Annotated in this window: 11 protein-coding genes; 5 read left to right on the top strand and 6 right to left on the bottom strand. The window is 66.7% G+C overall.

Features of this window, described 5'->3' with window-relative positions; translation table 11 throughout:
• Positions 1-124: 124 nt before the first annotated feature.
• Positions 125-349, top strand: a complete 225-nt coding sequence (locus tag ACKI1H_RS17355) for a hypothetical protein (RefSeq protein WP_138522795.1) — start codon at positions 125-127, stop codon at positions 347-349.
• Between the two features lie 66 nt (positions 350-415).
• Here ACKI1H_RS17355 and ACKI1H_RS17350 read toward each other — a convergent pair whose 3' ends face one another.
• Positions 416-1177 carry a DUF599 domain-containing protein gene (locus ACKI1H_RS17350; RefSeq protein WP_138522793.1) on the bottom strand — a complete coding sequence of 254 codons (762 nt, stop codon included), beginning with the start codon at positions 1175-1177 and terminating at the stop codon, positions 416-418.
• 264 nt (positions 1178-1441) lie between these two features.
• Here ACKI1H_RS17350 and ACKI1H_RS17345 point away from each other — a divergent pair, with 264 nt between their 5' ends.
• Positions 1442-3022 carry a bifunctional 3-(3-hydroxy-phenyl)propionate/3-hydroxycinnamic acid hydroxylase gene (locus ACKI1H_RS17345; RefSeq protein ID WP_440465746.1) on the top strand — a complete coding sequence of 527 codons (1581 nt, stop codon included), beginning with the start codon at positions 1442-1444 and terminating at the stop codon, positions 3020-3022.
• A 64-nt stretch (positions 3023-3086) separates the two neighbouring features.
• Entirely contained in the window at positions 3087-3734 is a 648-nt protein-coding gene (locus tag ACKI1H_RS17340; protein ID WP_138522789.1) for a TetR/AcrR family transcriptional regulator, read from the top strand.
• Positions 3735-3741: 7 nt separating this feature from the next.
• On the opposite strand, the gene ACKI1H_RS17335 is transcribed toward ACKI1H_RS17340, so the two are convergent.
• From ACKI1H_RS17335 to ACKI1H_RS17315, 5 genes are read right to left on the bottom strand one after another with little or no spacing between them, the layout of a single operon-like run.
• Entirely contained in the window at positions 3742-4971 is a 1230-nt protein-coding gene (locus ACKI1H_RS17335) for an NADH:flavin oxidoreductase/NADH oxidase family protein (protein ID WP_440465745.1), read from the bottom strand.
• A 30-nt stretch (positions 4972-5001) separates the two neighbouring features.
• The gene (locus ACKI1H_RS17330) at positions 5002-6075 is read right to left on the bottom strand and encodes an amidohydrolase family protein (RefSeq protein ID WP_440465744.1); all 1074 of its coding nucleotides are present in this window, start codon (positions 6073-6075) and stop codon (positions 5002-5004) included.
• Between the two features lie 30 nt (positions 6076-6105).
• On the bottom strand, positions 6106-6486 hold the full coding sequence (locus ACKI1H_RS17325; RefSeq protein ID WP_440465743.1) for a hypothetical protein: 381 nt from the start codon (positions 6484-6486) through the stop codon (positions 6106-6108).
• A gap of 2 nt (positions 6487-6488) precedes the next feature.
• A complete protein-coding gene (locus tag ACKI1H_RS17320) occupies positions 6489-8135 on the bottom strand; it encodes an FAD-dependent monooxygenase (protein ID WP_440465742.1) in 1647 nt (548 codons plus the stop codon).
• The gene (locus ACKI1H_RS17315) at positions 8132-9757 is read right to left on the bottom strand and encodes a bifunctional 3-(3-hydroxy-phenyl)propionate/3-hydroxycinnamic acid hydroxylase (RefSeq protein WP_138522779.1); all 1626 of its coding nucleotides are present in this window, start codon (positions 9755-9757) and stop codon (positions 8132-8134) included. Before ACKI1H_RS17315 ends, ACKI1H_RS17320 begins: the two co-directional genes overlap by 4 nt.
• A 263-nt stretch (positions 9758-10020) precedes the next feature.
• Here ACKI1H_RS17315 and ACKI1H_RS17310 point away from each other — a divergent pair, with 263 nt between their 5' ends.
• Positions 10021-10635 (top strand): TetR/AcrR family transcriptional regulator, encoded by a 615-nt coding sequence (locus ACKI1H_RS17310; RefSeq protein WP_138522777.1) that lies wholly within the window; start codon positions 10021-10023, stop codon positions 10633-10635.
• 79 nt (positions 10636-10714) lie between these two features.
• Positions 10715-11818, top strand: a complete 1104-nt coding sequence (locus tag ACKI1H_RS17305) for a VOC family protein (protein ID WP_440465741.1) — start codon at positions 10715-10717, stop codon at positions 11816-11818.
• Positions 11819-11826: the final 8 nt, after the last annotated feature.

Raw genomic sequence — 11826 nt, 5'->3', positions numbered from 1 at the left:
ATACCCCGTGCGTCGTCACTCCTGCAGTGATGGATTACAGGGCCTGCGGAATATTCGTTGAACTAATTCACACAACCCTGGTTCAAAGGGCTAACACCAGGAAAGCCGCACATGGAGGCTCCGCATGAAAAAAACCCTTCCCTTCGCTCTGCTGATCGTTGCCGGTCTCGGCCTTGCCGCCTGCGACAAGAAAGAAGAGCCGAAAGCGCCGGCCGCACCCGCCGCGACCGAGCAGCCGGCAACTCCGGCGCCGACCACCCCGCCGGCACCTGAAGCCTCCCCGGCTACTCCGGCTGCCCCGGCCACCGCGCCGCAGGAGCCCGCCGGCGACGAGCAGAAGCAGCAGTAACAGCGCTTTTGCCGCACAGAACAAGGCCCGCTGATTGCGGGCCTTGTCGTTTCTGTCGTTTGCCGGTCAGCCGCTGGGGGGAATGTCGTTGTCCCGTGGCGCGTCGCCCTGCAGCGTCGGCGTGTAAACCATCACGTGGAGCACGCTGGAGTGGAATTCACGCTGGTACAGCACGCCTACCACCCCCGCCGTCACCAGCATGAAGATCCACGGGTTGATGAACCAGGCCAGCATGGCCAGGGCGAAATAGTACGTCCGCAGGCCCTGGTTGAACTGGTGTGCCGCCAGCGACACCACGCGTGCTGCCCGTTCGGCGAAGGACTTGCGCTCCAGCTCACCGACGTTGCGCTCCCCCACCATGGGTGCGGAGCCGATCAGTACCGCTGCGAAGTTGTATTGGCGCATGCACCAGCTGAAGGTGAAGAAGGCATAGACGAACACCACCGCCAGGCAGAGCAGCTTCAGCTCCGAGAGGCCGCGGGTCGGTGGCGTGACGAAGGGCAGGTCGGCCAGCACGGAGATCGTGCGCTCCGCGGAGCCCAGCAGGGTAAGGATGCCCGCCAGGATGATCAGGGTGCTGGAAGCGAAGAACGAGGCGTTGCGCTCCAGGTTGCCGATCACGCTGGCGTCCGCCACGCGGTTGTCACGCAGCAGCACGCGACGCATCCAGTCCTGGCGGTAGAGGTGCAGCACGCTGGCCAGGCACGCCGTGTCGCGGGCCTTGGTCTTGGCGTAGCGGGTGTAGCCGATCCAGCAGAAGACGAACCAGAGGATGGCGAGCAGATTCCAGAAATACTGGATGTCGAACAGGTCGACGACGTCGGTCATGGATTTCCTTGCGATTCGAGACGGAATGAAGTCAGTACGCAGCCGATAGACGCCAGTTCCTGCTCTCAGGACACGAATTTCGCTGTCGAGGACAACACCTTCGCCCACAGCGCCCCACCACCCGCACTGCCCACCCAGGGCCTCGATCCGACCAACACCATTTCTGACTAAAAAACCAATATTGACGATATCGTCATTTTTGTTAGATTCCGCCTACCCGGATCAGCAGCATCCGGGCCCACTGTCTGGCTGCGGATCTCCCCCATGCATAACAACAATGAGCTCCTCCCCGAATCGGTCGATGTCCTGGTGATCGGCAATGGCCCGGTCGGCGCGACGCTGGCTTCCCTGCTGGGCCGCTATGGCGTGGACGCCCTGGTGATCGACAAGGCCCACGACATCCTGCCCATGCCGCGCGCGATTGCCCTGGACAATGAAGCGCTGCGCATCCTCCAGCTCGCCGGTCTGGAGGAAGACGCGTTCGAAACCGTGGTCATCCCCCAGGTGAAGATGCACTGCCCCATCGTCGGCCAGTTCGGTCAGGCCAACACCAGTGGCCGCATCGATGGCCACCACAAACTGGTGACCTTCTATCAACCGGATCTCGAACAGGCGATGCGCCGGCAGGCCCGGCACTATGCAAACCTGCGCTGCCTGGGAGGCCTGGAGCTGAAGGACTTCACCCAGGACGGCGGCGGCGTCACCGCCACCCTGGTCGATGAAGCTGGCGTACAGCACCCGATACGCTGTCGCTATCTGGTCGGCGCGGACGGCGCGAGTTCGCGGGTGCGCGGGTTGATCGGCCAGGAGTTCAACGGCCAGAGCTACTCGGAGGACTGGCTGATCGTCGATGCCGGGTCCCGCCAGGGGAAGGCCATCGACCACGTCGAATTCCTCTGCGACCACCGCCGACCGACGCCGCACATGCCCGCCCCCGGTGGCCGCGAGCGCTGGGAGTTCATGCTCCGCCCCGGCGAAACCCGCGACGAGATGGAAGACCAGGACCGCATCCGCGCCCTGCTCGCACCCTGGATCGAGCCGCAGCAGCTGACGATCGAGCGCCGGGCGGTCTATCGCTTCCACGCCCGCTGCTGCGAGCGCTTCCAGCAGGGACGGGTATTCCTCGTCGGCGACGCCGCGCACATCACCCCGCCCTTCGTCGGCCAGGGGTTGGTGGCCGGTTTGCGCGACGTGGCGAACCTGGCCTGGAAGCTCTCCTGGGTCCTGCAGGGCCGCGCCAAACCGCAGATACTCGACAGCTACGATCAGGAGCGCCGGCCCCACGCGCGGGAGATGATCGACCTGGCCAAGCTCATGGGTCGCCTGGTCATGCCTGGCAATGCGCTGGCGGCGGCGCTGATCCACGGCCTGATGAAAACGCTGCGACTGATCCCGGCAGCACGACGGCACTTCGAGGAGCTGGACATCAAGCCCAAGCACCGCTTCCGCCGCGGCCTGTTCGTGCGCAGCGCGCGGCGTGCGCGGCTGGCCAGCGGCGGGCTGTTCCCCCAGGCCTGGGTACGCAATGCCGGGCGCATCTGCCTGAGCGACCAGTTGCTCGGCGACCGCCTGCAACTGGTCGGCCTGGGCACCGACCCGCGCCGCTGGCTCGACGCTGCGCAACAGCAGCAATGGCTGGAACTGGGCGGCAGCTTCCTGCAGATCGGCCATGCCCGCGACGACAGCCGCGCCGATCTCGCCGAAACCCTCGACGGCTCGTTGCTGGCGCCCTGGCCTGCCCCGACGCTGGCCGTGGTGCGCCCTGACCGCATCATCATGCACCAGGGCAGGCCCGAACAGGCCGCCGACCTGCTGCGCCATTGCCAGGCGCTGCTGCGGGCATGAGCGGGTACCGGTCGGCCATGGGCTTCCCGTATCATCGCCGCAGCTCCGCAGACGAATGACCGCCATGACCGACCGCCAGCCCCGCGAAGACGACAGCGAACCGCTCACCCGCGGCCACAAGAAGCGCGCACGCACCCGCCAGGGGCTGCTCGATGCGGCGCTGCGGGTGTTTGCCCGGCAGGACATCGCGGCCACGGTGTTCCAGGACCTGGCCGCCGAGGCGCAGGTCTCCACCGGCACTATCTACAACTACTTCAAGACGCGGGAGGAGCTGGCCGAGGCCGTGGGCATCTCACTGGCCAGCGACTTCTCCGAGACCATCAGCCAGCTCAGCTCCGGTATTTCCAGCGGTTCCCGGCGACTGGCCATCGGGGTACGCATGTTCGTCCTGCAAGCGCAGTCCGACCCGCAGTGGGCCAGTGCGCTGTTGCGGGTGATCCACTACGACCAGGCCATGCACTCGACGCTGGCCAACCACGTTCGCGAGGACCTGCGCGGCGGGCTGGCCGAGGGCGTGTTCAGCTATGCCAATGAAGACATTGCCCTGGACCTGGTGATCGCCTGCGCCACCGGTGCCATCCGCGCCAGCCTCGAGGGCCGGGCGCCGGAGGGCCAGGACATCCTGCTCGGCGAGATGATCCTTCGCGCCCTCGGCGCCACGCCCGCCAAGGCCGCGAAGATAGCCGCCCTGCCCTTGCCGCAGGGCGACTGAACGCCCATCAGGCCTGCGCGACCCAGCGCCGGTAGCGACGCGACAGCCTGCGCAGCTTCAGCTGATTGCCGATCAGCGCCAGCAGCGGCGACGTGCGAGGATTGGTCGGGCGTCCCTCGCTGAGCAGCGTCAGTTGCTTCTTCACCACCGACTGGGTCGCCACCGCGGCGAAGGCTTTGTTCTTCCAGGCCACGACTATCGGCTCGACCTGCGCACCCTCGCCCGCCTGCCAGCGCCGTGGCAGCGTCGGATCGACCGCCAGCGCCGTGGCCATGCCGATCATCGCCACCGGCCCCTGCAAGGCACGCTCAGCGACCTCTCGCCGGCGAATGCCGCCAGTGACCATCAGCGGCATGCGCGCCGTCGCGGCGATGCGTTCGGCAAATTCGAGGAAGTAGGCCTCCCGCGCCAGCGTGCTGCCGTCGCGGGTCTGGCCCTGCATCGCCGGGCTTTCATAGCTGCCACCGGACAGCTCGACCAGGTCCACGCCCCGCTCGTTGAGCAGGCGCACCACGGCTTCGGCATCCTCCGCCGCGAAACCGCCACGCTGGAAGTCGGCGGAATTGAGCTTCACCGCCACGCAGAAGTCCGGCGCCACGCGCTCGCGGATCACCTCCACCGTACGCAACAGGATGCGTGCGCGATTCTCCAGGCTGCCGCCCCAGTCATCGTCGCGCCGGTTGCTCAGCGGCGAGAGGAACTGACTGAACAGGTAGCCGTGCGCGGCGTGCACCTGTACGCCCGTGAAGCCGGCACGCTCAGCCAGCACGGCGGCGTTCAGGTAGCGCTGGATCAACCCGTCGATCTCTGCGCCGGACAGCGCCCGCGGCTGGGCGAAGACGCCCTTCAGACCGGGAATATCCACGGCGATGGCCGAAGGCCCCAGGGCAGGTTGGCCGAGATCGGCCATCAGTTGGCGACCGGGGTGATTGATCTGCATCCAGGCCTGCGCGCCCTGGCTGCGACAGACCTCGGCCCAACGACGGAAACGCGGCAGCCGGCCGTCGTCCTCCAGCACCACCCCGGCCGGGCCGGTCAGAGCGCGGCGATCGACCATCACGTTACCGGTGATGATCAGCCCGGCGCCGCCTTCCGCCCAACGCTGGTAGAGGCGCAGCAAGGTATCGCCAGGGGCGTGGTCGGCATCGGCAAGGTTCTCTTCCATCGCCGCCTTGGCGATGCGGTTGCGGATCACCTGCCCATTGGGCAGGCGCAATGGTTCGAACAGAGTGCTCATGGATTCGCTTCTCCGGTAATGGGCCCTGGCTCAACGGCTGCGCACGCGCTCGACATAGGCGCCGAGCGGGCGGGTGAGGCTGCGTTTGATCCGGCTGGCGAACGACTCGCCGCTGTGGATCGGCGCGGGCACCACCTGCTCGCGGGCGTCCCGGTACTGCGGGAACAGGCTCAGCGCGTGGCCACGGTTGATCCCGTAGCGCTGCGTGTCCGACCACAGGGTGTTCTGCTCCAGCGTCTGGCAGGACAAGGTCGTGACCGGCGCCGGGGCGAAGGGGAAGTCGCTGCCGAAGAGAATCTGCGAGGGCTCCACCAGTTCCTTGAGCGCCGCCATGGAGTAACGCGACGGCGACAGCGCCGTGTCGAAGTAGAAGCGCCTGAGGTAGGTCATCACCCCTTGCGGGGCCTTGTCCTGGAACTGCGGCAGGGCGTTGGCCAGGGACACGCGCCAGGCCACGTAGGGCAGGAAACCGCCACCGTGGGCGAGGATCCAGCGGATGCGCGGGTACTTCTCCAGCGTGCCGGTGAGGATCAGGTTCACCGCCGCGCGGGTGGTGTCGCAAAGAAACTCGACCAGGAATCCCGGCGCGGCGATGCCGAGTTTCTCGCTGCTTTCGTGCATGTTCGGGTGGACGAAGACGATGGCCGCGCGGCGGTCCAGTTCGGCCATCAGTTCGTCGAAACGCTCATCGCCCAGGAACACGCCATCGGTGCTGCCCAGCAGCACCACGCCTTCGGCCTTGAGTTCATCCAGGGCACGGACGGTCTCGCGGCAGGCAGCTTCGGTGAAGGGGGTGGGCAGCACGGCGAAGTTGCCGAAACGCCCCGGATGATCACTACGCATCTGCGCGGCGAAGTCGTTGCAGCGCATCGCCAGCTCGCGGGCCTGCTCCACTCCCCCGCCGAAGTGCACGCCCGGCGCCGACAGCGAGGTAATGGCCGTCTGGATGCCGTTGAGGTCCATCACCTCGATGGACTTCTGCGGCGACCATTTCGGCAGCGGCGCGCCGGCCACCCTATCCAGGCCCTTGTTCGCCATGACCTCGACGAAGGCCGGCGGGATGATGTGGTGGTGCACGTCGATTCGACCTTGTTGGATCGTCATTCTTGTTGTCCTTGTGTGATCCGTGAGGGGCTACGCCGCCCGGGCGATCTTCATGGCTTCGTTGAACCACAGGGCCACCGCGAAGCGCCCCTGCAGCTGGCACTGCCCGCTTTCGACGGCGCGCAGCATGTCGGTTTCGTCGCGGCTGAGCATCACCCGCAGCGCATCCGCACTGCGTTGCCAGTGCTGGATGAAGTCCGGCCGGCGGTGCTCGCCGCGATGCAGGCTGAGTACTCCGCCACGCAGTTGGTAATAGCCGCCGACGCCATCGGCGGTGCGTATCTGCAGCACGAACGAGTCCTCGTGGAGCAGTTCGCGCAGGCGCGCCGAGCGTCGTTCAGCCCGGCGCAGCAGCGGGATGGAGGCCAGCAGGAGCAGGCGCAGTTTCAGCGAATCGATGAACAGGCTCATGGTCAGCGGACTCCGCGCAGACGGTTGAACAGCGAATAGCAATCGACCGGCAGGCTGTCGCCACGCCAGCACACATGCTGGTCAGGCCGCACCAGCACGAAGCGGCGCTCATACAGGGTCGCCAAGTATTTCTCGTGGATCGGCAGCACGTTCAGCGGTACGCCGCACTCCTGCGCCGCCTCCTGCAGTGGTGCGCAGGCCTCGGCATCGGTGTCGAACACCAGCAGGGTGTAGCCACCCAGCGCAAGCTGATCGAAGAGTGCCGTGCCGTCCTCGCGAAACGCACTGGGCAGGCGCGCGCCGGACCAGGTGGTGGGCGCGTAGCGAATTTCCTCATACGCAGGCTCGCTGGCGGTGTCCGCTTCGATCGCCGGCGAGCCGTGGTAGCGGTAGCCGATCTCCACACCCAGCGACTCGTAGAGCCGCGATACCTTGCGTTCGAACTCGCGTCCGGCGGCCTCGCGCGCCGCCTCACCGGCTGCTCCCTGGGCGAGCAGCCCATCGTCGCGACGCATCTGCGCCTCGAAGGTCGCCGCCGCGCATTTCTTCACGTGGTCGCGGTTGCGCCGGGCCACGGGCAGGCGCTCCGCCTCGTAGCTTTCCAGCAGGCGCGGTCCGCCCCAGCCGGCCAGGCAGGCCGCGAGTTTCCAGGCCAGGTTGTGCGCCTCGGCGACCCCGGTGTTCATCCCCAGCCCGCCGGTGGGCATGAACTGGTGGGTGGCATCGCCGGCGATGAACACCCGCTGCCGGCCGAACGAACGGGCCACCAGAAACTGCGGGCGCCAGGGGCCGGACTGGACGATCTCGTAGCGCAGCCGGGTGCCGAGGGCAGCGTCCACCACGCTTTCCAGCGACTCACCGGGGCGCGGCGCAAAGGGCCGGTGCAGCACGTAGTCGTTGCGGCTGGCATCGGGCGACACCAGCAGGCCGGCGAAACCCGGCCGGGTCAGCCAGGTGTGCCAATAGGGCTGGTTGTCCGGGAACAGTCCGGCGATCTCATCGGAGCGCAAGTGAATGATGAACAGCTCGCCAACCAGGTCGCGGGTGCCGTCGTAATCGATATTGAGGAAGTTGCGCACGCGGCTGTTGGGGCCATCGCAACCGATCAGGTACTGGGCGAAGAACTGCTGCGCTTCGCCGCTATCCACTTCATGGGCCATCGCCACCACGCCAGTGGAGCCCTGCTCGAAGCCATACAGGCGCCAGCCCATGCGCAACTCGATGTTCGGGTCGGCTTCCACCTCGGCCATCAGCACCGGCTCCAGGTGCATCTGCGCGATGCGCTGCATCGACTCCAATGGCAGGCTGCCGTCGCGGCAGGCGCGGATGGCCTTCTCGGCCTGGCTGACCGGCTGGTAGATCAGGTGACGATCGGACATCACGCTGTAGAACGGCCCGCTGGCCGAAGCCGCCATCGCCGAATACTGGTTGGCATCGACCGGGTTGCCCGCCGCGCGGATACGCTCGGCGAGGCCCAGCTGGCGGAAGATTTCCATCGAGCGGCAGTTCACCACGTCCAGCTTGGGATGCGTGGTGGTCTGCCGACGATCGTTGAGCAGCACCGAGCGAATCCCCAGGCGACTGAGGTTCAGCGCCAGGGTCAGGCCGACCGGGCCGGCGCCGCTGATGAGAACGGGGGTGTCGATCATGCCGCCACTCCTTGGGGTTGATTGCTGTGGCGGACCAGCGAGAGGCCGGCGAGAAAGCGCTCGGCGACGCGACCCAGCTGGTCGGCGCGGCCGGCATCGAAGACATAGCGGTCGGGGCGGATCAGCACGAAGTCCATGTCGGCTTCGTCGAACCAGTCCTGCAACGCACCGGTAGGGTCGCCCAGTACCGGGCCGTCCGGGTCTTCGGCGAACTCCAGCACGCGCAGGCCCACCTGCTGCGCCAGGTGCTCCAGCTGGGCGCGCTGGGTGTCAAGGCAACCGCGTCGGGCGAGCAAGGCGAAGCCGTGGCCCAGCGCCTCGTCGAGCAGCACTCGCTCGCCCTCCTCGTCCCGCAACACTTTCGGCTGCAGGGCCAGGTGACCGGACAACCGGTGGCCCCAGCCACAGAAGCCGGCGGCCAGCGGCTTCTTGCGGTTGGCCTTGTCGGCGAACGCCTTGTTGGCGAATGGCAGCATGCCGGCGATGCGGAACAGCAGCCAGTCGCGCAGGAAGGCCACGCCGCGGTGGCGGGTCTGGATGACGTTGCCCAGGAACATCGCGCCATTGATGATTTCGCGCACGTGGGCCGAGCGCTCGGCCTCGTAGTCGTCGAACAGTTTTTCCCGCGCTGCGCCACGCAGCACCATGTCCAGGCGCCAGCACAGGCTACTGGCATCGCGCACGCCCGAGCACATGCCCTGGCCGAGGAACGGCGGCATCTGGTGTGCCGAGTCGCCGGCCAGAATGATCCGGCCATTGCGCCAATCGTTGGCCCACAGGCCGTGGAACTTGTAGTAGGCGATACGGGTGATCTCGATCTTGTCGAGATCGACGAAGTCGCGCAGTTGCTGGCGCACCAGATAGGGGTCGGTGGCTTCGCGCTCGGACTTGCCTCCGGTGACCATGAACTGCCATTCGTAGTACGGGCCGGCCATCGGCACATAGGTCACCGGCTGCGCCGGGTTGCACACCTGCGAATGGTTCGCCGGCAACAACGCATCCTTCTCGCCCGAACGGGTTTTGGTATCGACCACCACCCAGGCCTCGTCGAAATCGGCCGACTCCAGGCGCAACCCGGCCTCGCGGCGGACGAAGCTCTTGCCGCCATCGCAGCCGATCAGGTAGCGCCCCTGGAACACGCGTGTGCTGCCGTCACGCTGCACGGCGGTGGCACGCACACCTTCGGCGTCCTGCTCGACGCCAGTGACACGGCAGCCATACACCGGGGTGACGTTGGGGTAACGCTTGAGGCCGTCGTGGAAATGTCGCTCCAGGGTCGGCTGGTGGAACCACCAGGCGCCGGGATGGCCGTAGCGGCGGTCCTGGCTGCCGATGCGCGAGCGGGTGACCGGCTTGCGCCCGGGACGCAGGATGATCTCCATGTCGGTGAACGATTCGCTGGTGCGGCCGATGTCGTCGGCCAGGCCGGCGAACTGGAAGATACGCATGATCTCATCGTCGAAGTGCACGGCACGCGGGGCGTAGTACAGGTCCTCGTCGCGCTCCAGGCCGACCACCGACCAGCCGTAGCGGCCCAGCAGATTGGCCAGCACCGCCCCGGTAGGGCCAAGGCCGACAATGATCACGTCACAGGTTGTCGTTGTTGTTGTGGACTCTTGCATTGCTTGCTCCAGGGGAAGACATCGCCGAATCATTTTGAACACCAGTGTTCAATTCAGTCAACTGGAGATCAATCTTGATCGGGTTTAACCCCAGAAACTCCCTGTCCAGAGCCTTTCCAAAGAGCCACCCAAGTACCCAAAAGGCGCGAGGGACGGGAGAAACCGAGGAAAAAGCAGCAGAAATGACGAGCAATAGACCCTGTTGACTTATTTTGAACGCACGTGTTCAATCACTCCACGCTTGACGTTGGAGCCGTCTTTTCATGGAAACCCTCAACCCCGTACAACGCCGCATCCACCAGGCCGCCCTGCGCCTGTTCGCCGAGAAAGGCGCCAGCCAGGTGAATATCAGCGACCTCGCCCAGGAAGCCGGTGTGGCACGGGGCACCATCTACAACAACCTGCAATCCATCGACGACCTCTTCCAGCACGTGGCCAGCCACCTGGCGGCAGAAATGCACCAGCGCGTGGTGAAGAGCTTCGGCGAGACCTCGGACCCGGCCCTGCGCCTGGCCAACGGCATCCGTTTCTTCATCCGCCGGGCCCACGAGGAACCGCACTGGGGCGCCTTCATCAGCCGCTTCTCGATGAGCGACGAATCACTGCGCGGGATGTGGTTCGGCCCACCCACCGCCGATCTGCTCAGCGGGCTCGCCAACGGCCGCTACAGCTTCCGCCAGGAGCAGCTGCCGTCGGCGATCTCAATGATCGCCGGCGCCGTGCTCAGCTCCATGTTCCTGGTCCTGGAGGGCCACCGGGCCTGGCGTCAGGCCGGCAGCGACGCAGCGGAACTGACCCTGCGCGCGCTCGGCGTGGCGCCGGAGGAAGCACGCAGCCTGTCCACCGGTGAGCTGCCGATGCTGCCACCCGCAGACTGATCCACCCGAACCTGCCAACGCCCCTTTTCAGGGGCGATGGCGAAGCCTTGCCTGACGAAAGCCACGGAGAACAACAAGCATGAGCCGTCAGCCCCCTTCCACAAGTCAGCCCGTCGCCCAGGCCACGCCGCAGCCGGCACGCCATCCGCAGCCGACGGTCAGGGCTCGGGCGCTCGCCCACCTGATCTTCGAGCGCCCGGACCTGGAGCAGGCCGAACGCTTTCTCGGCGACTTCGGCCTGACCCTGGCGCGCCGCGATGCCGACTGCCTGTACCTGCGCGGCACCGGCCCGGTGCCCTACTGCTATCGGGTGGAACGGGCGGCGCAGGCACGCTTTGTCGGCTTCGGCCTGGCCGTGGCATCACGTGAGGACCTGCAACGGCTGGCACACCTGCCGGGTGCATCAGCGATCCAGAAGCTGGGCACACCCGGCGGCGGCGAAAGCGTGAGCCTGCGTGACCCATCCGGCTTCATCGTCGAGGCGATCCACGGCCAACAGCCAGCCAGCGAATTGGCGCACCGCCCGCCGCTGCCACTGAACCAGGCCGACGAGGCGCCGCGAATCAACGCCACCCAGCGCCCGCCGGTGGCGCCGCCGGACATCATCAAGCTCGGCCACGTGGTACTCGAAGTGGCCGACTACCAGGCCACCTGCGCCTGGTACACCGAGCATTTCGGCTTCATCCCCAGCGACGTGCAGGTGCTGCCCGATGGCTCCCCGGCGGTGGCCTTCCTGCGCCTGGACCTGGGTGATACGCCCGCCGACCACCACACCCTGGCGCTGGCCCAGGGCTTCATGGCCGCCTACAGCCACAGCGCCTACGAAGTGGTGGATGCCGACGCCGTCGGCATGGGCCAGCGGGTACTGCGCGAGCGCGGCTGGAAGCATGCCTGGGGCATGGGCCGGCACATCCTCGGCAGCCAGATCTTCGACTACTGGCAGGACCCGTGGGGCGACAAGCACGAGCACTACTGTGACGGCGACCTGTTCACCGCCGAGCGCCCCACCGGGCTGCACGGCGTCAGCCCCGAGGCCATGTCGCAGTGGGGTCAGCGCATGCCCAAGAGCTTCACCAAGCCGGCGATGAACCTGCAGAAGCTGCGCATCCTGCTGCACAACCTGCGGCACAGCCCGGACCTGACGCTGCGCAAGCTCATCACGCTGGCGCGGATGTTCGGCTAGGTCCGCAG

The organism is Pseudomonas sp. YH-1 (genome assembly GCF_051990045.1).
Taxonomy (GTDB): domain Bacteria; phylum Pseudomonadota; class Gammaproteobacteria; order Pseudomonadales; family Pseudomonadaceae; genus Pseudomonas; species Pseudomonas nicosulfuronedens.
The sequence above is the reverse complement of the archived record's forward strand: the minus strand, read 5'-3'. Positions and strand labels throughout refer to the sequence as shown.